20 protein-coding genes are annotated in these 22,711 nt (G+C 59.8%); 12 read left to right on the top strand and 8 right to left on the bottom strand.

Annotation, left to right across the window (positions count from 1 at the left end):
* Window positions 1–102 precede the first annotated feature (102 nt).
* From queA to secF, 5 genes are all read left to right on the top strand, one after another.
* On the top strand, window positions 103–1,128 hold the full coding sequence (gene queA, locus ABD720_RS02280; protein ID WP_344761597.1) for a tRNA preQ1(34) S-adenosylmethionine ribosyltransferase-isomerase QueA: 1,026 nt from the start codon (window positions 103–105) through the stop codon (window positions 1,126–1,128).
* On the top strand, window positions 1,121–2,248 hold the full coding sequence (gene tgt, locus ABD720_RS02275; RefSeq protein WP_344761596.1) for a tRNA guanosine(34) transglycosylase Tgt: 1,128 nt from the start codon (window positions 1,121–1,123) through the stop codon (window positions 2,246–2,248). Before queA ends, tgt begins: the two co-directional genes overlap by 8 nt.
* Before the next feature lie 57 nt (window positions 2,249–2,305).
* Entirely contained in the window at window positions 2,306–2,635 is a 330-nt protein-coding gene (gene yajC, locus ABD720_RS02270) for a preprotein translocase subunit YajC (protein ID WP_344761595.1), read from the top strand.
* 99 nt (window positions 2,636–2,734) lie between these two features.
* Window positions 2,735–4,609: a protein translocase subunit SecD gene (secD, locus tag ABD720_RS02265; RefSeq protein WP_344761594.1), complete on the top strand. Its 1,875-nt coding sequence runs from the start codon at window positions 2,735–2,737 to the stop codon at window positions 4,607–4,609.
* The gene (gene secF / locus ABD720_RS02260; protein ID WP_344761593.1) at window positions 4,609–5,547 is read left to right on the top strand and encodes a protein translocase subunit SecF; all 939 of its coding nucleotides are present in this window, start codon (window positions 4,609–4,611) and stop codon (window positions 5,545–5,547) included. Before secD ends, secF begins: the two co-directional genes overlap by 1 nt.
* 89 nt (window positions 5,548–5,636) lie before the next feature.
* Here secF and ABD720_RS02255 read toward each other — a convergent pair whose 3' ends face one another.
* Entirely contained in the window at window positions 5,637–6,245 is a 609-nt protein-coding gene (locus ABD720_RS02255; RefSeq protein ID WP_344761592.1) for a glutathione S-transferase N-terminal domain-containing protein, read from the bottom strand.
* Between the two features lie 289 nt (window positions 6,246–6,534).
* On the opposite strand from ABD720_RS02255, the gene purB reads away from it, so the two are divergent.
* Window positions 6,535–7,902 (top strand): adenylosuccinate lyase, encoded by a 1,368-nt coding sequence (gene purB, locus ABD720_RS02250; protein ID WP_344761591.1) that lies wholly within the window; start codon window positions 6,535–6,537, stop codon window positions 7,900–7,902.
* A 149-nt stretch (window positions 7,903–8,051) separates the two neighbouring features.
* Here the strand turns inward: purB and ABD720_RS02245 are convergent, their stop codons facing one another.
* The 3 genes from ABD720_RS02245 to ABD720_RS02235 form a co-directional block, all read right to left on the bottom strand.
* Window positions 8,052–8,390: a hypothetical protein gene (locus ABD720_RS02245; RefSeq protein WP_344761590.1), complete on the bottom strand. Its 339-nt coding sequence runs from the start codon at window positions 8,388–8,390 to the stop codon at window positions 8,052–8,054.
* Between the two features lie 141 nt (window positions 8,391–8,531).
* On the bottom strand, window positions 8,532–9,656 hold the full coding sequence (mnmA, locus tag ABD720_RS02240) for a tRNA 2-thiouridine(34) synthase MnmA (protein ID WP_344761589.1): 1,125 nt from the start codon (window positions 9,654–9,656) through the stop codon (window positions 8,532–8,534).
* Window positions 9,649–10,134 (bottom strand): NUDIX hydrolase, encoded by a 486-nt coding sequence (locus ABD720_RS02235; RefSeq protein WP_344761588.1) that lies wholly within the window; start codon window positions 10,132–10,134, stop codon window positions 9,649–9,651. The genes mnmA and ABD720_RS02235 overlap by 8 nt, the downstream gene beginning before the upstream one ends.
* A 366-nt stretch (window positions 10,135–10,500) precedes the next feature.
* On the opposite strand from ABD720_RS02235, the gene ABD720_RS02230 reads away from it, so the two are divergent.
* Genes ABD720_RS02230 through ABD720_RS02220 form a run of 3 tightly spaced genes read left to right on the top strand, consistent with a single transcriptional unit; the run spans window position 10,501 to window position 13,425 of the window.
* Entirely contained in the window at window positions 10,501–11,616 is a 1,116-nt protein-coding gene (locus tag ABD720_RS02230; protein WP_344761587.1) for a Re/Si-specific NAD(P)(+) transhydrogenase subunit alpha, read from the top strand.
* Between the two features lie 37 nt (window positions 11,617–11,653).
* Complete coding sequence (locus tag ABD720_RS02225) at window positions 11,654–11,980, top strand: NAD(P) transhydrogenase subunit alpha part 2 (protein ID WP_344761586.1); 327 nt, start codon at window positions 11,654–11,656, stop codon at window positions 11,978–11,980.
* Window positions 11,977–13,425, top strand: coding sequence for an NAD(P)(+) transhydrogenase (Re/Si-specific) subunit beta (locus ABD720_RS02220; RefSeq protein ID WP_344761585.1), 1,449 nt, complete (start codon window positions 11,977–11,979; stop codon window positions 13,423–13,425). The genes ABD720_RS02225 and ABD720_RS02220 overlap by 4 nt, the downstream gene beginning before the upstream one ends.
* Window positions 13,426–13,536: 111 nt before the next feature.
* Here the strand turns inward: ABD720_RS02220 and ABD720_RS02215 are convergent, their stop codons facing one another.
* Genes ABD720_RS02215 through ABD720_RS02200 form a run of 4 tightly spaced genes read right to left on the bottom strand, consistent with a single transcriptional unit; the run spans window position 13,537 to window position 17,822 of the window.
* Entirely contained in the window at window positions 13,537–14,688 is a 1,152-nt protein-coding gene (locus ABD720_RS02215) for a UbiH/UbiF/VisC/COQ6 family ubiquinone biosynthesis hydroxylase (protein WP_344761584.1), read from the bottom strand.
* Window positions 14,689–14,704: 16 nt separating this feature from the next.
* Complete coding sequence (locus ABD720_RS02210; RefSeq protein WP_344761583.1) at window positions 14,705–16,048, bottom strand: aminopeptidase P N-terminal domain-containing protein; 1,344 nt, start codon at window positions 16,046–16,048, stop codon at window positions 14,705–14,707.
* A complete protein-coding gene (gene murU, locus ABD720_RS02205) occupies window positions 16,045–16,764 on the bottom strand; it encodes an N-acetylmuramate alpha-1-phosphate uridylyltransferase MurU (protein WP_344761582.1) in 720 nt (239 codons plus the stop codon). Before murU ends, ABD720_RS02210 begins: the two co-directional genes overlap by 4 nt.
* Window positions 16,765–16,796: 32 nt before the next feature.
* On the bottom strand, window positions 16,797–17,822 hold the full coding sequence (locus ABD720_RS02200) for an aminoglycoside phosphotransferase family protein (protein WP_344761581.1): 1,026 nt from the start codon (window positions 17,820–17,822) through the stop codon (window positions 16,797–16,799).
* A gap of 99 nt (window positions 17,823–17,921) precedes the next feature.
* Here ABD720_RS02200 and ABD720_RS02195 point away from each other — a divergent pair, with 99 nt between their 5' ends.
* From ABD720_RS02195 to pdxA, 3 genes are read left to right on the top strand one after another with little or no spacing between them, the layout of a single operon-like run.
* Entirely contained in the window at window positions 17,922–20,162 is a 2,241-nt protein-coding gene (locus tag ABD720_RS02195; RefSeq protein WP_344761580.1) for an LPS-assembly protein LptD, read from the top strand.
* Window positions 20,163–20,194: 32 nt separating this feature from the next.
* Window positions 20,195–21,598: a peptidylprolyl isomerase gene (locus ABD720_RS02190; RefSeq protein WP_344761579.1), complete on the top strand. Its 1,404-nt coding sequence runs from the start codon at window positions 20,195–20,197 to the stop codon at window positions 21,596–21,598.
* Entirely contained in the window at window positions 21,598–22,647 is a 1,050-nt protein-coding gene (gene pdxA / locus ABD720_RS02185; RefSeq protein WP_344761578.1) for a 4-hydroxythreonine-4-phosphate dehydrogenase PdxA, read from the top strand. Before ABD720_RS02190 ends, pdxA begins: the two co-directional genes overlap by 1 nt.
* Window positions 22,648–22,711 lie beyond the last annotated feature (64 nt).

The following is a 22,711-nucleotide window of genomic DNA, read 5'->3' as shown; positions in this document are numbered from 1 at the left end:
GAGTCGGCTCAGCGTAAAATGGCGGGTTGCTCGCCTGCGGTGATCGCAGGAAATCTCCGCAACCTTAGCAGTTCCCGACCCGATTCGAAACCACTTCCACGCATGTATTCACTTTCCGATTTTGATTTTGATCTTCCGCAAGCCCTGATCGCGCAGCATCCGCTGGTCCAGCGCAGTGCCTCACGTCTTTTGCATCTTGATGGCGACGCTCTGGTGGACCGTCATTTTACCGACCTGATTGACCTTCTCACACCCGGCGACCTGCTGGTGTTCAATGACACGCGCGTGCTGAAGGCACGCTTTTTCGGGCACAAGCACAGCGGCGGCAAAGTCGAGGTGCTGATCGAACGCGTGCTTGATGCACACACTGTCCATGCGCAAATCCGCTCGTCGAAGTCGCCAGTGGCCGGCAGTGTGGTGCGGCTTGCCGATGCATTCGATGTCACGGTCGGCCCGCGTGCCGGCGAATTTTTTACGCTGACGTTTCCGAGCGATGTGTTCGAACTGATCGAGACCTACGGCCGCCTGCCGCTGCCGCCGTACATCGACCATGCCGCCGATGCCTTCGACGAAACCCGCTACCAGACCGTCTATGCGCGCGAACCCGGCGCTGTCGCCGCGCCCACTGCCGGACTGCATTTCGATCAGGCGCTGCTGGATCAGCTGAGCGCACGCGGTATCCGTTTTGCCTTCGTCACGCTGCATGTCGGTGCCGGCACCTTCCAGCCGGTACGCACCGAAGTGCTGGCCGAACACGCGATGCACAGCGAGTGGTACACGCTGCCGGCGGCGACCGTCGATGCGGTGCGCGAAACCCGTGCCGCCGGACGCGACGTGGTCGCCGTTGGTACCACCAGCATGCGGGCACTGGAGTCCGCCTCGCAATCGGGCGAACTGGTCGCCGGCAGTGCCGATACCCGCCTGTTCATCACGCCCGGCTATCGCTTCAAGACCGTCACGCGACTGATCACCAATTTCCATTTACCCAAGTCGACCCTGCTGATGCTGGTCTCTGCCTTCGCCGGTTATGCGGCGATTCGTGCTGCGTATGCCCACGCGATTGCGCAGCAGTACCGGTTCTTCAGTTACGGCGACGCGATGTTCCTTACCTGTACCGATCATGATTGATTTCAAACTCCTGAAAACCGATGGCCATGCACGACGCGGCCAGATCACGCTCAACCATGGCGTGATCGAAACCCCGATATTCATGCCGGTCGGTACCTACGGCTCGGTCAAGGCGATGTCGCCGCTGGAGCTGCTGGAGATCAATGCCCAGGTTATCCTCGGCAATACCTTCCACCTGTGGCTGCGTCCCGGTATCGAGGTCATCGCCAAGTTTGGCGGGCTGCACAAGTTCATGGGCTGGGACAAACCCATCCTGACCGACTCCGGCGGTTTCCAGGTCTTCTCACTGGGCGCGATGCGCAAGATCAGCGAAGAGGGCGTCAAATTCTCGTCGCCGATCAATGGCGATAAATTGTTCCTGTCGCCGGAAATCTCGATGCAGATCCAGCGCGCCCTGAATTCGGACATCGTCATGCAGTTCGACGAATGCACGCCTTACGAAATCGACGGTCGTCCGGCTACCGATGCGGAAGCGGCAGCGTCGATGCGCATGTCGCTGCGCTGGGCCAGGCGTTCGCACAATGAATTCGTCGACGGCGAGAACCCCAACGCGCTGTTCGGCATCGTTCAGGGCGGCATGTTCGAGCACCTGCGTGACGAGTCGCTGGCCGGTCTCAATGAAATCGATTTTGGCGGCATCGCCATCGGCGGCCTGTCGGTGGGTGAGCCGAAGGAAGACATGATGCGGGTACTGGCACACGTTGGCCCGAAACTGCCGGCCAACAAGCCGCATTACCTGATGGGCGTCGGCACGCCGGAAGACCTGGTCGCCGGCGTGGCCAACGGCATCGACATGTTCGATTGCGTCATGCCTACCCGCAATGCGCGCAATGGCTGGCTGTTCACGCGCTTCGGCGACATCAAGATCCGCAACGCCAAGCACAAGGACGATACCCGTCCGCTGGACGAGACCTGCAGCTGCTACGCCTGCCGCAATTTCTCGCGCGCTTACCTGCATCACCTGCAGCGCACCGGCGAAATCCTCGGTGCGCGGATGAACACGGTCCACAACCTGCACTACTACCTGCAACTGATGCAGTACATGCGCGATGCGATCGACGCGGGCACCTTTCAGGCCTTCGTTGCGCAATTTCACGCCGGGCGTGCACGCGGCACCTGAAGCGTGCGGCCCCGATGCTAGAATGCCGTTCAATTTATCAATCCTCTGGAGTTCACCTTGTTCATTACCAACGCTTACGCGCAAAGCCCGCTGGACGGCCTCGGCCTGAGCAGCAACCTGACCAGCTTCCTGCCGATCATCCTGATGTTCGTGGTGCTGTATTTCCTGATGATTCGTCCACAGATGAAGCGTCAGAAAGAACAGAAATCGATGATGGACGCTCTGGCCAAGAACGATGAAGTCGTGACCTCCGGCGGCATCCTCGGCAAGATCACCAAAGTCTCCGAAGCGTATGTCACCGTCGAAATCGCCAACGGTACCGAAATCATGGTCCAGAAAGCAGCGATTACCACGCTGCTGCCAAAAGGCACCATCAAGGCGATGTAAGCAGGTTCGCAACGGCGCCTTCAACGGCGCCGTTTGCACGCCCACCTGGCATTCCCCGGCGCATGCCGCCCACTCTCGAACGCAGTCGAACGCATAACCATGAATCGCTATCCTCTCTGGAAATACATCATCATCGTGGTCGCGCTGGTTTTCGGCGTGATCTACACGGTGCCGAACTTCTTCGGTGAATCACCGGCCGTACAAATCAGCAGCGGCAAGGCCACCGTCAAGCTCGAAGCCGGTGTGCTCGCGCGCGTCCAGGACGTGCTGCAAAAAGGCGGCCTGCCATCGACCGGCCTGTACTACGAAGTCAATGGCGCGCATGGCTCGGTGCGGGCCCGCTTCAAGGACCCCGACACCCAGTTCAAGGCCAAGGCACTGCTGGAAAAGGAACTCAACACCGATCCGACTGACCCGACCTACCTGGTCGCCTTCAACCTGCTGCACAACACGCCGCAATGGCTGCAAAGCCTGCATGCGTTCCCGATGTATCTCGGGCTCGACCTGCGCGGTGGCGTGCATTTCCTGTTGCAGGTCGATACCCGCGCGGTGCTGACCAAGCGCCTGCAGGGATTGCAGAGTGGCGTGCGCAGCCTGCTGCGCGACAAGGGCATCCGCCATGCCGGCATCAGCCGCAATGGTAACGCCATCGAAGTGCTGTATCGCGATGTCGACTCACGTGAAAAATCCAGGGAAATCCTGGCGTCGCAATTGCCGGACATCCTGCTCACGGATGGCGTCGAGGGCACCGACCCGAAGCTGGTCATCACGCTGAAAGAAGCCGCATTGAAAACCGCGCAGGACGATGCGGTCAACCAGAACATCGCCACCCTCGGCCGTCGCGTGAATGAACTGGGCGTAGCCGAACCGATCATTCAGCGCCAGGGTGCCGACCGCATCGTGGTGCAATTGCCGGGTGTGCAGGACGTCAGCCGGGCCAAGGACATCATCGGCCGCCAGGCCACGCTGGAAGTGCGCATGGTCGACGAATCGATCAGTCGCGGCACCGAAGAAACTGCCGCCATCCCGTTCAATTCCGAGCTGTTCAAGGTCGGCAAGGGCGTGCCCGTGGTGCTGTACAAAGATCCGATCATCACCGGTGACTATATTTCCAGCGCCAGCGCCAGCTTCGACCAGAACCAGCAACCAGCGGTCGGGATCGACCTCAATGGTGACGGTGGTCGCAAGATGCGCGACGCCACCCGCGACCGGGTCGGCAAGTCGATGGCCATCGTCCTGTTTGAAAAAGGCAAGGGCGAAGTCCTGACCGTGGCTACCATTCGCGATGAACTCGGCGCGCGCTTCCAGATTACCGGCATGGGTTCGCCCGAAGCTGCCGGCGACCTGTCACTGCTGTTGCGCGCCGGTTCGCTGGCCGCACCGATGGACTTTGTCGAAGAACGCACGATCGGGCCGCAACTCGGGGCCGAGAACATCGCCAAAGGTTTCCATTCGACCCAGTACGGTTTTGCCGCGATCGCAGTGTTCATGATCATTTATTACATGCTGTTCGGCGTCTTCAGCGTGGTGGCCTTGTCGGTCAACCTGTTGCTGCTGGTCGCGATGCTGTCGACGCTGCAAGCCACACTGACGCTGCCGGGCATTGCCGCCATCGCCCTGACGCTGGGTATGGCGATCGATGCCAACGTGCTGATCAATGAGCGTATTCGTGAAGAACTTCGCGCCGGCAACTCGCCGCAGGCGGCCATCACGATCGGTTTCGATCGGGCCTGGGCCACCATCATCGACTCGAACGTGACGACCATGATCGCCGGACTGGCCTTGCTGATTTTTGGTTCCGGTCCGATCCGCGGGTTCGCTGTGGTGCATTGCCTGGGCATCATGACCTCGATCTTCTCGTCCGTGTTCGTCTCGCGCGGGCTGGCCAACCTCTGGTACGGTCGTCGCAAAAAACTCACCAGCCTGTCGATCGGCCAGATCTGGAAGCCGACCCCAGAAAAGAAGGAGCTGTAATGGAATTATTCCGCATCAAGAAAACCATTCCGTTCATGCGGCATGCGTTGGTTTTCAACGCGATCTCGGCATTGACGTTTGTCGCTGCCGTGTTCTTCCTGTTCTATAACGGCCTGCATTTTTCGATCGAGTTCAAGGGCGGCACGCTGATCGAAGTGTCGTACAAGAATCCGGCCAATATCGAAGATATCCGCAAGACCGTTGAAGGCCTCGGTTATACCGACAACCAGATCCAGAACTTCGGCACGGCGCAGGATGTGATGATCCGCTTGCCGGCGCAAAAGGGTGTCAATACGGCGCAGCAAAGCGGCAAGGTGCTGGAAGCGCTGAAAGCACGGGATGCTACCGTCGAGCTGCGCCGCGTCGAGTATGTCGGACCGCAGGTGGGTGAGGAACTGGCGCAGAACGGCCTGACCGCGCTGGGCATGGTGATCCTCGGGATCATGATTTACCTGGCGATCCGGTTCGAGTGGAAATACGCCGTCTCGGCGATCATCGCCAACCTGCATGACGTGATCATCATCCTGGGCTTCTTTGCGTTCTTCCAGTGGGAGTTTTCACTGACGGTGCTGGCAGCCGTGCTGGCCGTACTGGGGTATTCGGTGAATGAATCGGTGGTGGTGTTTGACCGTATCCGTGAAAACTTCCGTTCGCAGCGCAAGACCTCGGTAGTCGAGGTCATCGACAGCGCGATCACCAGCACGATCTCGCGTACCGTCATCACGCACGGCTCGACCCAGTTGATGGTGCTGTCGATGCTGGTATTTGGCGGTCCGTCGCTGCACTACTTTGCGGTGGCGCTGACGATTGGTATTTGTTTCGGTATTTATTCGTCGGTGTTCGTGGCGGCTGCGGTCGCCATGTGGCTCGGTATCAAGCGCGAAGACCTGATCAAGCCGATCAAGGAAAAAGATGAAACGGGTGGCGCGGTGGTCTGACCGCGCAACTTGCATGCAGCATGAAAAAATCCTCCGGGACCTTGCGGTTCCGGAGGATTTTTTACGTGCGCTGGTTAGTTGGCAGGGTGCTATTGCGGCTGTGTTTCTTTGAACGAAGGCCGCTCGGCCACCTTGTCATACAGTTTTGCCAGATTGGCATAGTCAGTTCGCCAGTCGAGTTCGGGAAAGCGGAACAGCAGCCAGCCCAGCGTGCAGCACACCGCCACATCGGCCAGCGTGTACTGGTTGCCGTTACAAAACGCCGTCTCGGCCAGACCGGTCGACATCGCTTTCAATCCCGCGTGGACCTTCAGCCATTGCCGGTCTATCCAGTCCTGGCTTTGCCGGGCTTCCGGGCGCAGCAATTTTTCCAGCCGCACCAGTATCGCCGCATCGCAGACGCCATCGGCCAGCGCTTCCCAGCATTTGACCTCGGCACGCTCACGGCCCTGCGCCGGAATCAGCTTGCATACCGGCGTGAGCGTGTCGATGTATTCGACGATAACGCGCGAATCGAACATCGCACCGCCATCTTCCATCATCAGGCAAGGGACTTTGCCCAGCGGATTGCTGGCAAGGATGGTGCTGTCGGCAGCCCAGACATCCTCCAGCACCAGCGTGTAATCGAGCTTCTTTTCCGTCATGACGACACGGACTTTTCTAACGTAGGGACTGGTGGTGGAGCCGATGAGTTTCATGGTGACTTTGCGGGTGAATTTTGGCGGATTATAGCATCGGCTTTTTGGCCGGAAGAACGGGGTTGTCAATGGTGATGCAGGTTGGACTTTGTAGTCCAGGCGACAAAAATGGTGGAAGTTATCGCCTGGATGCCGGCACGTCAATCCGCGTCGCTGGGCGTCAATCAGCCTCGCGCATGGCGCCGCTTGTTCTCAACGATAGCAAGCCGAGAGTCTTGCTTTATGACGAAGTCGCACGCCACGGATGGTAAAATCCGGCCTTCCCATTTTTGTCAGCCGAGCGTCCATCATGCCTTTGTCCCCACTTTCCGCACTGTCCCCGCTCGATGGTCGCTACGCCACCAAAACCGATGCACTCCGCCCAATCCTGTCGGAAACCGGTTTCATGCATCACCGCGTGAAAGTCGAGATCTCATGGTTACAGGCGCTGGCGCAAGCTGGTTTCAGTGAAATCACGCCGTTCTCGCCAGCGGCCAGCGCCTTGCTCGACAAGCTCGCCAGCGACTTCAGCGAGACCGATGCCGCCCGTATCAAGGCCATCGAAGCGGTCACCAACCACGATGTGAAAGCGGTCGAATACTGGCTCAAGGAGCAGGTCAAGGATGTGCCGGAACTGGTCACGGCGTCCGAATTCATTCACTTTGCCTGCACCTCGGAAGACATCAACAATACCTCGCACGGCATGATGCTCAAGGCCGCGCGCAATGAAGTGGTGTTGCCTGCGCTGCAGGCAGTGATCGCCAAATTGACCGAGTTGGCACATCAGAATGCGGCGCTGCCGATGCTCTCGCGCACCCACGGCCAGCCCGCCAGCCCGACCACGCTCGGCAAGGAAATCGCCAATGTCGTGGCCCGTCTGCGTCGCGCGGAACAGCGCATTGCTGCGGTCGAGATCCTGGGCAAGATGAATGGTGCGGTCGGTAACTACAATGCGCATCTGTCGGCCTATCCGGATTTTGACTGGGAAAACTTTTCGCGCAACGTCATCGAGCAGCGCCTCGGCCTGACGTACAACCCGTACACGATCCAGATCGAACCGCACGACTACATGGCCGAACTGTTCGATGCCATTAGCCGTACCAACACCATCCTGCTGGACCTGAATCGCGACCTGTGGGGCTACATTTCGGTCGGCTACTTCAAGCAGCGCCTGAAAGCCGGCGAGATCGGTTCGTCGACGATGCCGCACAAGGTCAATCCGATCGATTTCGAAAACTCCGAAGGCAACCTTGGCCTGGCCAATGCGATGCTGAAACACATGTCGGAAAAACTGCCGATCTCGCGCTTCCAGCGCGACCTGACCGATTCGACCGTACTGCGCAATATCGGTGTCGCATTCGGCTACACGATACTGGCCTACGACAGCTGCCTGCGCGGACTGAACAAGCTGGAAGTCAATCCGGCACGGCTGGCCGAAGATCTGGAAGCCACCTGGGAAGTGCTGGCCGAGCCGGTGCAGACCGTGATGCGGCGCTATGCGGTCGAGAATGCGTATGAGCAGTTGAAGGAGCTCACGCGCGGCAAGGGTATTTCGAAGGACGCGCTGCGCGAGTTCATCATCGGGCTGGCGATTCCGCAGGAGGCGAAAGAGCTGTTGCTGGCAATGACGCCGTCGAATTACATCGGGATTGCAGAGAAATTGGCGAGGGAAGTTTAATCGTTGTAGTGTCGCCGGCGCTTGGTTTCCGGCTGAACTTCGGTAACGTCAAACAGATGTTTGCCGGCGTGGTCCGTGACGGGCCACGCCTGTGCGGTCAGTGTCCGGTGTGCGGATCCATTACCGGCTGAGGGTATTTACTTTCTGATTTAACCACCAATGTCACGGCTACTATCGCCATCTTTCGAGAATTGGTCGAGTATCCTCGCTTCCTCTGCTCGGAATTGCGACTCCGAGATCTGATGATTATTGTATTGATCAAGGACCCGATTTTGATAATTCATGAGATTTTGGCGAATAGTATCGTCCGGCGCATTCGCAATCGCGGAATTCACGCTATCCATCAAAGAAGTGGTTGATGTTGACGACGAGCTTGTATCAGGCTTTGTTGCAGTTGGGTCGCCGTCAGGCTTGTCTTGCTTCTTTGGGGGTGGTGGATCGTTATCGGTGTGGGTTTTTTTGCCTGGTGGTATTTTGGGTGCGCTCATGATTTTTCTCCTGAATTGTGCCAGTGGTATGAAGGTGTTCTAACAGCGAACATTAATTGGGTGGCAAGGTAGTGTCCTGCGTTCCAAAATTATCAAACCCTCGCAGCAGCATCCGGTATCGCAATCAGACTTTAACCACCATCAGGTGACCGCCGCCTCACCCAGCGGAACCGTAATGATTCCCCCCCCCAAACAAACGTCCCCCTGATACAGCACCGCCGACTGTCCCGGTGTCACAGCCCACTGATGCGCTGTAAATCCCACCTGCATCCGTTGCACGTCCAGCATCGCCAACGCGCAATCAACATCCGCTTGCCGATAGCGCGTCTTGGCAGTCAGCGCGCCATCACCCGGTGCGTCACCCGCGATCCAGCTCAACTGCGACGCCTCCAGCCCCGACGACAGCAGCCACGGATGGTCATGCCCCTGCACCACATACAAAATATTGTTCGTCATGTCCTTGCGGGCGACATACCAGGCGTCGCTGTTGCCATCGACATTCTGGTGGGCTTTCTTGCCGCCGATACCAATGCCCTTGCGCTGGCCCAGCGTATAAAAACTCAGGCCCACGTGCTCGCCGACGATATCGCCTTCCGGTGTTTTCATTGGCCCTGGCTGGTATGACAGGTAGCCGTTCAGGAATTCGCGGAAAGGGCGCTCTCCGATGAAGCAGATGCCGGTCGAATCCTTTTTGGTCGCGTTCGGCAAGCCCAGCTGTTCGGCAATTTTGCGGACCTCGGTCTTGCGAATCTCGCCGAGCGGGAACAGCGTCTTTGACAGCTGCGCCTGGTTCAGGCGATGCAGGAAGTAGCTCTGGTCCTTGGTGTGATCGATCGCTTTGAGCAATTCAAAGCGACCTTCTGCGCTGGCGGACGGGCGTACGCGGGCGTAATGACCGGTGGCGATCAGGTCGGCACCGAGATGCATCGCATGGTCGAGAAATGCCTTGAACTTGATCTCGGCGTTGCACAGCACATCCGGATTCGGCGTACGGCCGGCCTGGTATTCGCGCAGGAATTCGGCAAACACCCGGTCCTTGTACTCAGCCGCAAAATTGACGGCTTCGATATCGATGCCCAGGACGTCAGCCACGCTGACCGCGTCGATCCAGTCCTGGCGGGTCGAGCAATACTCGGAATCGTCGTCGTCTTCCCAGTTTTTCATGAACAGGCCGATCACTTCATAGCCCTGTTCTTTGAGCAACGCGGCCGAGACCGAGGAGTCGACGCCGCCGGACAAGCCGATCACTACTTTTTTCTTACCCATTCAGTTCTCCGAAAATCGAGGGAGCACTGTACAGCAATGACAGCGGTATGCGCTTGCCTGCCAGATAATCATCGACGCAGCGCAGCACGATATCGCTGCGATGCAGGTCGCGGGTGGCAACCAGTTCGTCATAAGTCATCCATAGCGTACGGATGATGCCGTGATCCAGCGGCTGGTCATAGGACGCCCCGACGTCCCCGCAGAAGGTAAAGCGCAAGTAGGTGACATCGATATTGGTGCGTACCGACAGGTAGCGCGCCATGTAAAAGCCCACCAGAGCGGTGGGCGTGAAATCGTGGGCGGTTTCTTCGAGGGTCTCTCTTACTACAGCCTGCGCGAGGGATTCGTGCTGGTCGAGATGGCCGGCCGGCTGGTTGAAGCGGATGCCGTCGCTGGTCTCTTCTTCGACCATCAGGAACTGGCCATTGCGCTCAATAATTGCAGCGACAGTCACGGATGGTTTCCAGATATCGGACATAGGTCTTCCCTTCAAAGTGGCAACATTCTACCGTGCGGCAAAAGCCTGTTGGTGCCTGATCCGGTTAACTTATGGTTTTGCATGGAGGTATGTTGCTTATACGGAATTCCAGCGGGTTTATTCGCGCACAAGTTTTTTTTAGCAAGCATTTGGCGATTCATGAAAAAAACGGCAGAATCAGCTACCTTTTTTGCAAGTCCGTGCCGGCGAATCGTTGAGCACAGATTTTTTCAGGCGGTATTGTCCGGCGCTGGTCTTCCATCGGTCACAGCGTTTTTAGCAAGGAAAAACAGCAGAGGTTGAATTTTCTTCGGCTGGGTTATCCTGCAACTCAAATTCAGTTAGTTAATTTCTTTGGAGAAGCTCATGAGAATCGGCATACCCGCCGAAACGCGGCAGGGAGAAACCCGCGTTGCCGCCACCCCCGAGACCGTCAAGAAATTGATCGCCGCCAAACATACCGTCGTCGTGCAAGCTGGCGCCGGTATCAATGCCAGCGTCACCGATGACGCCTACCTGACCGCTGGCGCTACCATCGGCACCGCCGTTGATGCGTTCGCGGCCGAGATGGTCCTGAAAGTGCGTGCGCCATCTGCCACCGAACTGCCGTTGCTCAAGACCGGCACGGTCGTCATCGGCATGCTCAATCCGTTCGATGCCGACAACACCGCCGCCATGGCTGCGCACGGACTGGTCGCCTTCGCGCTCGAAGCCGCGCCGCGCATCACGCGCGCGCAATCGATGGATGTGCTGTCCTCGCAGGCCAACATCGCCGGTTACAAGGCCGTGCTGCTGGCTGCCAATACGTATCAGCGTTTCATGCCGATGTTGATGACGGCGGCCGGTACCGTCAAGGCCGCACGCATGCTGATCATGGGGGTCGGTGTTGCCGGCCTGCAGGCAATCGCGACTGCGAAGCGCCTTGGTGCGGTGATCGAAGCGTCCGATGTGCGGCCTCCCGTCAAGGAACAGGTCGAGTCGCTCGGCGCGAAATTCCTGGATGTGCCGTACATCACCGATGAAGAAAGAGAAATCGCCCAAGGTGCCGGCGGTTACGCCCGCGCGATGCCGCCCGACTGGATGCGCCGTCAGGCCGAACTGGTCCACGAGCGCGCCAAGCTGGCCGACATCATCATCACGACGGCACTGATCCCCGGCCGCAAGGCGCCGATCCTGATCAGCGAAGACACCGTGAAAGCCATGAAGCCGGGTTCGGTCATCGTCGACATGGCCGTCGAGCAGGGCGGCAATTGCCCCCTGTCCGAACTCGGCAAGACCGTCACGAAATACGGCGTGCACATCATCGGCGAGCCGAATCTGGCCACGCTGCTGGCGGCCGACGCATCGGCACTGTATGCGCGCAACGTGCTCGATTTCCTCAAGCTCATCGTCGACCCGGACGGCGCGCTGGCCATCAACCGTGACGACGAGATTGTCGCTGCCACGCTGCTGTGTGCCGGTGGCGAAGTGCTGCGCAAATAAACCGTGCGTCAATAAACCAACAAGAATCGAGGACACCATGGAAGTCAGTCACACCATCATCAACCTGATCATTTTCGTACTGGCGATTTACGTCGGCTACCACGTGGTCTGGACCGTCACCCCGGCGTTGCATACGCCACTGATGGCCGTCACCAATGCGATCTCGGCCATCATCATCGTCGGTGCCATGCTCGCCGCTGGCCTCACCGAAGGTCGTCTCGGCCAGGTCATGGGCACCCTGGCCGTGGCATTGGCTGCGGTCAATGTCTTCGGCGGATTCCTGGTCACCCAGCGCATGCTGGAGATGTTCAAGAAGAAAGAACCGAAGGCCGCCAAGGTCGTCGCGGAAGGAAAGCAGCCATGAGCATGAACCTCGTTACATTGCTGTACCTGATTGCATCGGTCTGCTTCATTCAGGCATTGAAAGGCCTGTCGCATCCGTCGACGGCGCGGCGCGGCAATGCCTTCGGCATGGGCGGCATGGCGCTGGCGATCGTTACCACCATTGCACTGATCATCAAACTGAAATCCGAAGCCATGGGCGCACCGCTCGGCTACGGCCTCGTGATCCTCGGCGTGGTGGTTGGTGGCGGCATTGGTGCCTACCTGGCACGCACTGTCGAGATGACGAAGATGCCGGAACTGGTCGCCGCGATGCATTCGCTGATCGGCCTTGCGGCGGTCTGTATTGCGGTCGCTGCCGTCTCGGAGCCATGGGCCTTCAACATCGCTGCGCATGACATCGCGATTCCGTTCGGCAATCGCCTCGAACTGTTCATCGGCACCTTCGTTGGTGCGATCACGTTCTCGGGGTCGGTCATTGCATTCGGCAAACTGTCGGGGAAATACAAGTTCCGTTTGTTCCAGGGACAACCGGTCAGCTTCCAGGGGCAGCATTTCCTGAATCTGGCGCTGGCGATTCTGATGGTCGGCTTCGGGCTGATCTTCTGCTTCGCACCAGGCATCGAACCGGCCTGGACCGCGTTCGTGCTGATGGCGATCATCGCCTTCGTACTGGGTGTGCTGATCATCATCCCGATTGGTGGCGCCGACATGCCGGTCGTGGTGTCGATGCTCAACAGTTATTCGGGCTGGGCCGCGGCCGGGATTGGTTTTTCGCTCAACAATTCGATGCTGATCATTGCCGGTTCGCTGGTCGGTTCGAGCGGTGCGATCCTGTCGTACATCATGTGCAAGGCGATGAACCGCTCGTTCTTCAACGTGATTCTTGGCGGCTTCGGTGGCGATCCGACGGTGGCCGTGGCAGGTGGTGCGCAGGCGGCGCGGCCGGTCAAATCCGGTTCGGCCGATGACGCCGCTTTCCTGATGAGCAATGCCGAAACCGTCATCATCGTTCCGGGCTATGGCCTGGCGGTGGCGCGGGCGCAGCATGCACTCAAGGAGCTGACCGAAAAGCTGACCCACAAGGGTGTGATCGTGAAATACGCGATCCATCCGGTGGCGGGACGGATGCCAGGCCACATGAACGTGTTGCTGGCCGAAGCCGAAGTGCCGTACGACCAGGTCTTCGAGATGGAAGACATCAATGGCGAATTCGCGCAAGCCGACGTGGTGCTGGTGCTGGGTGCGAACGACGTGGTCAACCCGGCAGCAAAAGATCCGACATCGTCGATTGCGGGCATGCCGATTCTTGAGGTCTACAAGGCCAAGACGGTCATCGTCAACAAGCGGTCGATGGCCTCGGGTTACGCCGGCCTGGACAATGAATTGTTCTACATGGACAAGACGATGATGGTGTTCGGCGATGCCAAGAAGGTCATTGAAGAGATGGTGAAGGCGGTCGAGTAATCGATGCCATAGCGCGATGGCGCTTCAACTAAAAAACCCGTCATGGCCGGTTGCGGCATGACGGGTTTTTTTACGCCCCGGAATCGAATCCGGCGAGCCGGACGGCAACTATTACGTGCGCTGTCCGAACATCATCTGCTCGGCCAGTATCCGGCGCACCGGCGGAATTGCATCCAGCAGTCCCAGCGACAAGCCCAGCACACTCTGTGACAGGGCGCCATCGGGCGCGCTGGAAAACACCCGCGCCATCGCATCCGTGACCCGGATTACGATGTCTCTATCCTTGCTGCGCTCTTTGGCAAAACTGGCCAGTGCAGCCGGGTTGGCCTTCTGCGCCAGTAACCGCGCCAGCACCTTCGCATCGCGCAAGCCGAGATTCAAGCCCTGTCCTGCCACCGGATGCAGCGTCTGCGCGGCATTGCCGATGGCGACCGTACGCGCGGTGGGCGTGACATGGGCGTTGAGCCCAAGCGGATAGGCGTAGCGTTGTGCGACGCCGAGGAATTGTCCGACCCGCGTGCCGAATGCGTTCCCGAGAGCATCCAGGAACGCCGCGTCATCCAGTGCCATCAACTGCGTGGCAGTATCCGTTTGCGTACACCAGACCACCGCATAGCCACCATCCTGCGGCAGCAAGGCGAGCGGGCCTTCGGCAGTAAAGCGCTCGTAGGCGCGCTGCATCAGCGGGTTGCTGGTGGTGACATGGGTCACGATTGCGCTCTGCTGATAATCCCGATGCAGCGCGCGTGCCGGTTGCCGGGCGAAGACGCCGCCTTCGGCCTGGATCAGCACCGCGGCACGGCAACAGCTGCCGTCGGCGAGGCGCAGCGTGACCCCTTCGGCAGTGTCGTCAGCGGCAGTGATCTGGCACGGCCGTCTTACCTCGACGGCCATCCGGGCAACCGCATCCGAGAGGGCACTCACCAGTGCGCCATACCGTGTCACGTATCCCAGCGCCGGAACGCCATAGTCGGCCCGATCGATCAGCGTGCGGCCGAAGTGGCCGCGTCGCGATACATGGATCTGGTCGATGGCTTGCGCCGGTATCGGCCAGGCACCGACCTGGTCGAGAATCTGGCGGCTGCCGTAGGACAGGGCGATCGAGCGCGGATCGCTGCGCGACTGTTCGGCGGTCCTGGCGTCGAGCAGCAGGATGCGCGATGGCGCGACGCCACGCTGCACCAGCAGCCCGGCCAGCGTCAGTCCGACCGGTCCTGCGCCGCAGATCGCGATATCGATATCCGTGCTTGTTTGCGTAGTCATTCGATTCGTCCCCGGTTCACCCGCCGCGCATTGCGGCTTCGATGTCGGCGATGGTTTTTGGTGCCGCCAGGCTCATGACATCGGCACCGTTCGCTGTCACCAGCACATCGTCTTCGATGCGGATGCCGATGTTCCAGTATTGCTCCGGCACGCCGGCTGACGGCCGCACATAAATGCCCGGCTCGACGGTGAGCGTCATGCCCGGCCGCAGGATGCGCCAGGGCTTTTCGCCGCCGGCAGTGGGTGCCTCGCCGACTTCGCGATAGTCGCCGACGTCATGCACGTCCATGCCGATCCAGTGACCAGTGCGATGCATGTAAAACTGGCGGTAGTCGCCGTTGGTGATCACATCATCGAGCTTGCCCACCTTGTTGGCATCGAGCAGGCCGGTATCCAGCATGCCCTGCGACAGTACCCGTACGGCGGCATCATGACCATCCATGAAGCGCTGGCCGGGCCGGATTTCGGCAATCGCTGCGGCTTGCGCTGCGAGCACCAGTTCGTACAGCCGGGCCTGCGCCGGCGAGAAGCGCCCGCTGGCCGGGAATGTACGGGTAATGTCGGAGGCGTAACCATCGAGCTCGCAACCCGCATCGATCAGCACCAGGTCATCGGCCTGCAGGATCGCGGCACCGGCGCGGTAATGCAGCACGCAGGCATTTGCGCCGGTAGCGACGATCGAGGTGTAGGCCGGAAAATCCGAGCCGTGGCGGCGGAATTCATGCAGCAGTTCGGCGTCGATTTCATACTCGCGCAAACCCGGCCTGGCCATGGCCATCGCGCGCGCATGCGCGACACCGGAGACCTCGGCGGCGCGGCGCATGATGGCGATTTCGGTATCGTCCTTGGTCAGGCGCATTTCGTTGAGCAGACCGCTGATATCGTGGGCAGTCGAGGGCGCCGCGATGCCGGCGCGCGATTGCGTGCGGACCTTGGCCAGCCAGCGTTGCACCTGCGCGTCCAGCGCGGCATGACTGCCCAGCGCATAAAACAGTGCAGGCTGGTCGGCCAGCAGTTTTGGCAGAATCGCATCGAGGGCATCGATCGGAAACGCCGCATCGAAACCAAAGGCCACACGCGCGCCGTCGGGACCATGACGAAAGCCTTCCCAGATTTCGCGTTCGGTATTTTTTTCCCGGCAAAAAAGGATGGACTGCGGATTTTTACCCGCCACCAGCACGATCACCGCCTCCGGTTCGCCAAAGCCGGACAGGTAGTAAAAGCTGCTGTCATGCCGGTACGGATATTCGACATCGCTGTTGCGATGGACTTCCGGCGCAGTCGCAATGATGGCGACGCCACCACCTTTGGCCTGCATCTGCGTCATCAGGCGGGCGCGGCGGGCGGCATAGGAAATCATGGTCGGTTGCTTTCTGAAAGTGGGCGGTTCAGCTGGGCCAGCCGTTCCGGTGTGCCGACGTCAGTCCAGTCACCCCGGTAGACTTCGCCGCCGATCTGGCCGCGCGCGGCATGCTCGCGCAGCAGTGGCGCCAGCCTGGCTGGCGCGCCGCTAACAATAGCATCGAACAGCTCGGGGCGATAAACGCCGATTCCCGAGAACGTGAAGCGCGGCTGGCCCTCGTTGGTGACCGAAAACGTCGTCAGGCCGAAGTCGCCGTCGGGCACGTGCGGCGGATTTTTGACCAGGTACAGCCAGGCCATATCGCGCTTGTCCGGCGGGTAGGGATTGCCCCACATGTCGGCGTCGACCAGTGCCGATTTGACTTGCTCGAAATCGAAGTGCGGGCAAAAAATATCGCCATTCACCACCACGAACGGTTCGCTCCCCAGCAGCACGCGTGCCTGCGCAATGCCGCCGGCGGTTTCCAGCGCGGTCGATTCTGCAGAATAGTGCAGCGTGGCGCCGAAGTGGCTGCCATCGCCCAGGGTGGCCTCGATCTGGGCGCCCAGATGGGCATGGTTGATGACGATTTCGGTGATGCCGGCACGGACCAGATTGAGGATGTGCCAGACGATCAGCGGACGGCCGCGGACCTTCAGCAGGGGTTTCGGGCAGGTATCGGTGAGCGGACGCATCCGCTCGCCGCGACCTGCAGCGAGGATCATGGCTTTCATGCTTGTCAGTTCCAGTGCAAAGAGGTCATCGGTCAGAAGGTATAGCCGACTGACGGTGCCTTGTCTTCCAGCGCATCGAGCAGCCGGATGAGCGGCGACAGGACCTTGTAGCGGCCCGCCACCTTGCGGGTGTATTGCATGACCAGTGGCAGGTCTTTCAGGTACGCATCCTTGCCGTCGCGATGATAGAGACGGGCAAAGATACCGAGAATTTTCAGGTGGCGTTGCAGGCCCATGAATTCGAAGTCGCGATAGAACGCATCGATATCCGGATTGACCGGCAAGCCGGCGCGGCGGGCCCGTTCCCAATACCGGATCGCCCAGTCCAGCACGATTTCTTCATCCCACTCGACATACGCATCCCGCAGCAGCGAGACCAGATCGTAGGTGATCGGGCCGTATACCGCATCCTGAAAGTCGAGAATGCCGGGATTGCCTTTTGGCAGAACCATCAAATTGCGGGCATGGTAATCACGATGTACATAGACCTGGGGTTGCGCCAGATTGTTCGCCAGCAGGGCCTCGAACACGCCGTTCAGTTCGGCTTCCTGGGCCGCGTCCAGGGTGACGCCGAGGTGCTTGTTGACATACCAGTCCGGAAACAGCATCAGCTCGCGGTGCAGCAGCTCGCGGTTGTACTCGGGCAGGATGCCGGGCTGGCTATGCACCTGCAGCAGGACCAGCGCATCGATGGCATCGAGGTACAGCGCATGGGCCGAGTCCGGTGCCAGCTGCTGCAAATAGGTGGTCGAGCCGAGGTCGCTGAGCAGCAAAAAACCCTGCTCGGTGTCCTGTGCCAGTACCTCGGGCACGGTCACGCCGGTGTCGCCAAACAGTTTGGCGACAGCGATGAAGGGACGGACATCTTCCAGCGGTGGTGGTGCATCCATGACGATGGCGGTGCCGCCGTCACTGGTATCAACCCGAAAGTAGCGCCGGAAACTGGCATCGGCCGAGGCCGGACGCAAGCTGTCCGGATTGACCGGCAGTGCAGGAAGGGAAGCGAGCCAATCTTTTAAATTGGTCAAACGAAGATCAAGTGGTGTATGCAAAGACATGAAGCGTCCCGGGGTTTCCGGTCGAGGTGGAATGAGTTCCCCTATAATAAGGGATTCAATTCAAAAAATCGCCTGCGACGGTGGTGACCATCCAAATTCATGATCCGGTTTTCTGTCCCGTCCTCGCCCTCGACCTCGTCATCGCCCCAGTCCTCGGCGCAGCGCCTGCTCCGTATCCTGACCGCCGTCGTCGCGGCAGCGACCTTGCCGAACTACGTGCTCGCGCAATCCGCGCCCCCGCCCCGGCCCGCCAAAGTCAACGATCGTGAAGCACCCGCCGAAGTCAGCGCCGAAAAAATGACCGGTCGGCCCGATCGTGAACTGGAACTCGACAGCAAGGTCGAGATCGTCCGCGGCACGACCACCGTCACGTCCGACCATGCCAAATACCGCATCGTCGAAGATGAAATCGAAGCCACCGGCAATGTCCGCATGAAGCGCATCGACGACATCTATACCGGCGACAAGCTCAAGCTCAACATGGATGCCGGTGAAGGTTTCGTCACCAATCCGACTTACCGGCTTGAGCGCAACAATGGCCAGGGCAAGGCAACCCGCATCGATTTTGAATCCGAAGATCGCGCGACCGTGGTCGATGGGACGTACAGCACCTGCGAAGGGCCGAACCCCGACTGGTATCTGAAGTCCGGCACGCTCAATCTCGATACCGCGCGCGATATCGGCCTGGCCAAAAGTACTGTGGTGTATTTCAAGGGCGTGCCGATCCTGGCGGCGCCGGCGATGTCGTTTCCGTTGTCGGACGCGCGCAAGTCGGGCGTATTGCCACCGACCATCGGCGCCACCAACCGCGGCGGGCTCGAAGTCACGGTGCCGTACTACTTCAATATCGCGCCCAATCGCGACCTGACGCTGTATCCCAAAGTCATTGCACAGCGCGGCCTGCAGCTTGGTGCGTGGGCACGGTATCTCGATCCGATGTACGCCGGCGAGACCAAGATCGAAGGCCTGCTCAAGGACAAGCTGACCGGTACCGACCGCTGGGCGCTGTCGTCGATCCACACGCAAACACTGCGACCGGGACTGACGCTGAACTGGAATATCAATGCAGCCTCCGATGATGATTACCCGACCGATTTTTCGCGCACGCTGACTACGGCTACCCAGCGCCTGTTGCTGCGCGACCTGAGCCTGACCTATGGCGCTGCGTACTGGAGTGCGACGGCGCGCACCACCAATTATCAGGTGCTGCAGGATCCGGTAGCACCGATCGCGCGGCCGTATGACCGCTTGCCGCAATTGACACTGACGACGGCGCGACCGGATGTCGCCGGCTTTGACCTCGCGGCCGATGCCGATCTGACCCGTTTCTGGCATCCGACCTTGCAGCGCGGCGACCGGCTGTTCGTCAATCCGAAGGTGTCGTATCCGATCATCGAACCCGGCTTCTTCATCACGCCCAAACTGGCGTTCCACGCCACCCGCTACCAGCTTGACAACACGGTCACTGGTGTCAACGGGGCACCGTCACGCGCTTTGCCGACCGCATCGCTCGATGGCGGCATGGTGTTCGAACGCGATACCAGCCTGCTGGGCAAGGCCTTGACGCAGACACTGGAACCGCGCCTGTTCTATGTCTACACGCCGTACCGCGACCAGTCGCTGTTGCCGAATTTCGACAGCGCGTTAGCTGACCTGAGTTTTACCCAGCTGTTCAGCGAAAACCGTTTCGTCGGCAATGACCGTATCAGCGACGCCAACCAGGTCACGGCGGCCGTCACGTCGCGCTTCCTGGAGGCGTCCGGCGAAGAACGGGCACGCATCGCCATCGGCCAGCGCTATTATTTTTCCGAACAGCGTGTCACGCTCGGTCCGCTTGCCAACGACAGCCGTTCCGATCTGCTGTTGTCGGCTAACGGGCGCCTGAACCAGGCGCTGTCGGCAGAAACCAATCTGCAATACAGCCAGACCCAGCACGTACTCAATCGCGCCAATATCGGCGTGCGCTACCAGCCGGCGCCGATGCGGGTGTTGAACCTGCAGTACCGGCAGGACTTGCCGAACAATCTCGAAAAGTCGTTCGACGTGTCGGGGCAGTGGCCGTTTGCACAAAGGTGGTACGGTGTGGGCCGGGTCAATTACTCGCTGACGACCAGCAAGGTTGCCGAAGGCTTGCTCGGGGTCGAATACAAGGCTGATTGCTGGGTCTTCCGTATCGTCGGCCAGCGTACGCCGACCTCGACGCTGCAGGCCACGTCGGCACTGTATTTCCAGCTTGAATTAAACGGTTTGTCCAAGCTCGGGTCGAACCCGTTGCAAGCCTTGCGCGCCAGTGTGCCGGGCTACCAGAACATCAATCAGTCGAATACCAACCGACCATGACCACGAATTTTTCCAGGACTACGGATCACACCATGCGACAAGTCATTGCACCTTTACACCTCCTGAAAATTGCTGTCGTCGTGCTCGGCGTCGCCTGCGGCGGCATGCAGCAAGCCAGCGCCCAGGTCAAGCTGGCCGACAAGCTTGCGCCGTCGTCCTTAACGGCAGCACCCCGCAAGGCCGAGCCGAGAGTGATCGATTCGATCGTCGCCGTGGTCAACACCGACGTCATTACCCGCCAGGAACTCGATGCCCGGGTTGCCTTGGTCGAGGCGCGCATGCGCCAGCAAGGCGCGGCGATGCCATTGCGCTCACTGCTGGAAAAACAGATTCTCGAACGGATGATCGTCGACCGCGCACAGCTGCAACTGGCAGCCGACAGCGGTATCAAGATCGATGACGTGATGCTGGATCGCGCCATGGCGCGCCTGGCCGAACAGAACAAATTATCGATGCAGGATTTCCGTAACCAGCTGGAGCGCGAAGGCACGCCGTACGCCCGCTTCCGTGAAGAAATCCGCGAAGAGATCACGATGCAGCGCATCCGTGAACGCGAAGTCGACAACAAGCTGCAGATCACCGAATCCGAAGTCGACAACTACATCGAAGCGCAAAAGAACGCGCCACAAAGCCAGCCTGAATACAATCTGGCCCAGATCCTGGTGCGCATTCCTGAAAACGCCTCGGCCGAGCAAATTGCCGCGCGCCGTGCCCGCGCCGATGAAGTCGCCCAGCAGTTGCGCAGCGGTGCCGATTTTGCCAAGCTGGCGGCGTCGTATTCCGACTCGATCGATGCACTCAAAGGCGGCGAACTGGGCTGGCGTACCACGGACCGGTTGCCGCAACTTTTTGTGGATGCCGTTGCGCAGCTAAACCAGGGTGACCTGTCGGCGGTGGTCAAGAGCGCCAGCGGTTTCCATATCCTGAAAGTAGTGGGCAAGCGCACCCAGAGCGTCCTCAAGGGAACCTCGACCGCTGCCGCACCGGCCGTCGAGCAAACCCACGCACGCCATATTCTGATCAAGGTCAATACGATCGTCACTTCTGCCGAAGCATTGCGCAAGCTAACCGACCTGAAGCAGCGTTTGGATAACAAGGCGGCCACGTTCGAGGAACTGGCCAAGCTGTATTCAAACGACCTGTCGGCTTCCAAGGGGGGCGATCTCGGCTGGATCTATCCGGGCGACACCGTGCCGGAATTCGAACGCGCCATGAATTTGCTGAAGCCGGGTGAGGTCAGCGCGCCGATCGAAACGCCGTTCGGCTATCACCTGATCCAAGTGATCGAACGCAAGAACCAGGACGTCTCGCAGGAACGTCAGCGCCTGACCGCCCGTCAGGCCATCCGCGAACGCAAGCTCGAAGAAGCGAGCCAGGATTGGGTGCGTCAATTGCGCGACCGCGCTTACGTTGAATATCGTCTGGAAGAAAAATAATGACGGCTGCCAGCAGCGCGACGGTGCGGCCAAGCATCGCCATCACCTGCGGCGAACCAGCCGGCATCGGTCCGGAAATCGCGTTGCGTGCAGCATGGGAACTACGTGATGAAATCAATTGCGTGCTGATCGGTGATGCGCCTTTTCTGGCCATCATTGCCGACCAGATCGATCCGGACATCGCCCTGGCTGCGGTGTCGCTACTGGCCGTACGCAATGACGGGTTGCCGAATTTTCCGGCCTCGCGCCTGGTCGTGCTGGATTGTCCGCTGGCCGAACACGTGGTGCCCGGCAAGCTCGATCCGCGTAACGGTCGCAGTGTGCTGCAGATGTTGGACATGGCCATCGAAGGCACCCGTGCCGGCTGGTTTGACGCGATGGTCACGGCGCCGCTGCAAAAGAGCACGATCAACGATGCCGGCGTGCCGTTCACCGGCCATACCGAATACCTCGCCGAAAAAACCGCTGCGCCGCATGTGGTCATGATGCTCGCCGCCAGCGGAGATCATCCGCTACGGGTGGCGTTGGCGACGATCCATCTGGCACTCAAGGATGTGCCGGCAGCGATCACTGCCGAGAGTCTCGGACAGACGCTGGATGTGCTGCAACACGACTTGCAAAGTCGCTTCGGGCTGGATCGCCCGCGCATCCTGGTGGCTGGCCTGAATCCGCATGCGGGCGAGGGCGGTTATCTCGGACGTGAAGAAATCGATATCCTGATTCCGGCGCTGCAGGCGGCCCGCGCGCGCGGCATCAATGTGGCCGGACCGTATCCGGCGGATACGCTGTTCCAGCCGAAGTACCTGAAAGACGCCGATTGCGTGCTGGCGATGTATCACGACCAGGGCTTGCCGGTGCTGAAGTTCGCCAGCTTTGGCCACGGCATCAACATCACGCTTGGCCTGCCGCTGATCCGCACGTCGGTGGATCACGGCACCGCGCTGGACCTCGCCGAACAGGGCGTCGGACATGCCGATCACGGCAGCATGGTCGAGGCGATCCGCATGGCGGCAAAGATGGTGGCGCATTCGACGGCATCCAGTACATGAAGCACAGCACATGAAATACAGCTTATGAAACACAGCTTATGAAACACAGCTTATGAAGCACAGC

The organism is Actimicrobium antarcticum (genome assembly GCF_039536745.1).
Taxonomy (GTDB): Bacteria; Pseudomonadota; Gammaproteobacteria; order Burkholderiales; family Burkholderiaceae_D; genus Actimicrobium; species Actimicrobium antarcticum.
Note: the sequence above shows the minus strand (reverse complement) of the source record. Positions and strands in the feature narration are given on the sequence as shown.

What these genes read in the sequence shown, in the direction of transcription:
- ABD720_RS02225 (WP_344761586.1), top strand. Translation starts at nt 11,654, where the DNA reads ATGGAAGTCAGTCACACCATCATCAACCTGATCATTTTCGTACTGGCG.
- pdxA (WP_344761578.1), top strand. Translation starts at nt 21,598, where the DNA reads ATGACGGCTGCCAGCAGCGCGACGGTGCGGCCAAGCATCGCCATCACC.
- secF (WP_344761593.1), top strand. Translation starts at nt 4,609, where the DNA reads ATGGAATTATTCCGCATCAAGAAAACCATTCCGTTCATGCGGCATGCG.
- ABD720_RS02230 (WP_344761587.1), top strand. Translation starts at nt 10,501, where the DNA reads ATGAGAATCGGCATACCCGCCGAAACGCGGCAGGGAGAAACCCGCGTT.
- ABD720_RS02245 (WP_344761590.1), bottom strand. Translation starts at nt 8,390, where the DNA reads ATGAGCGCACCCAAAATACCACCAGGCAAAAAAACCCACACCGATAAC.
- secD (WP_344761594.1), top strand. Translation starts at nt 2,735, where the DNA reads ATGAATCGCTATCCTCTCTGGAAATACATCATCATCGTGGTCGCGCTG.
- purB (WP_344761591.1), top strand. Translation starts at nt 6,535, where the DNA reads ATGCCTTTGTCCCCACTTTCCGCACTGTCCCCGCTCGATGGTCGCTAC.
- ABD720_RS02200 (WP_344761581.1), bottom strand. Translation starts at nt 17,822, where the DNA reads ATGTCTTTGCATACACCACTTGATCTTCGTTTGACCAATTTAAAAGAT.
- murU (WP_344761582.1), bottom strand. Translation starts at nt 16,764, where the DNA reads ATGAAAGCCATGATCCTCGCTGCAGGTCGCGGCGAGCGGATGCGTCCG.
- ABD720_RS02255 (WP_344761592.1), bottom strand. Translation starts at nt 6,245, where the DNA reads ATGAAACTCATCGGCTCCACCACCAGTCCCTACGTTAGAAAAGTCCGT.
- ABD720_RS02235 (WP_344761588.1), bottom strand. Translation starts at nt 10,134, where the DNA reads ATGTCCGATATCTGGAAACCATCCGTGACTGTCGCTGCAATTATTGAG.
- queA (WP_344761597.1), top strand. Translation starts at nt 103, where the DNA reads ATGTATTCACTTTCCGATTTTGATTTTGATCTTCCGCAAGCCCTGATC.
- ABD720_RS02210 (WP_344761583.1), bottom strand. Translation starts at nt 16,048, where the DNA reads ATGATTTCCTATGCCGCCCGCCGCGCCCGCCTGATGACGCAGATGCAG.
- ABD720_RS02190 (WP_344761579.1), top strand. Translation starts at nt 20,195, where the DNA reads ATGCGACAAGTCATTGCACCTTTACACCTCCTGAAAATTGCTGTCGTC.
- ABD720_RS02220 (WP_344761585.1), top strand. Translation starts at nt 11,977, where the DNA reads ATGAGCATGAACCTCGTTACATTGCTGTACCTGATTGCATCGGTCTGC.
- ABD720_RS02195 (WP_344761580.1), top strand. Translation starts at nt 17,922, where the DNA reads ATGATCCGGTTTTCTGTCCCGTCCTCGCCCTCGACCTCGTCATCGCCC.
- mnmA (WP_344761589.1), bottom strand. Translation starts at nt 9,656, where the DNA reads ATGGGTAAGAAAAAAGTAGTGATCGGCTTGTCCGGCGGCGTCGACTCC.
- ABD720_RS02215 (WP_344761584.1), bottom strand. Translation starts at nt 14,688, where the DNA reads ATGACTACGCAAACAAGCACGGATATCGATATCGCGATCTGCGGCGCA.
- tgt (WP_344761596.1), top strand. Translation starts at nt 1,121, where the DNA reads ATGATTGATTTCAAACTCCTGAAAACCGATGGCCATGCACGACGCGGC.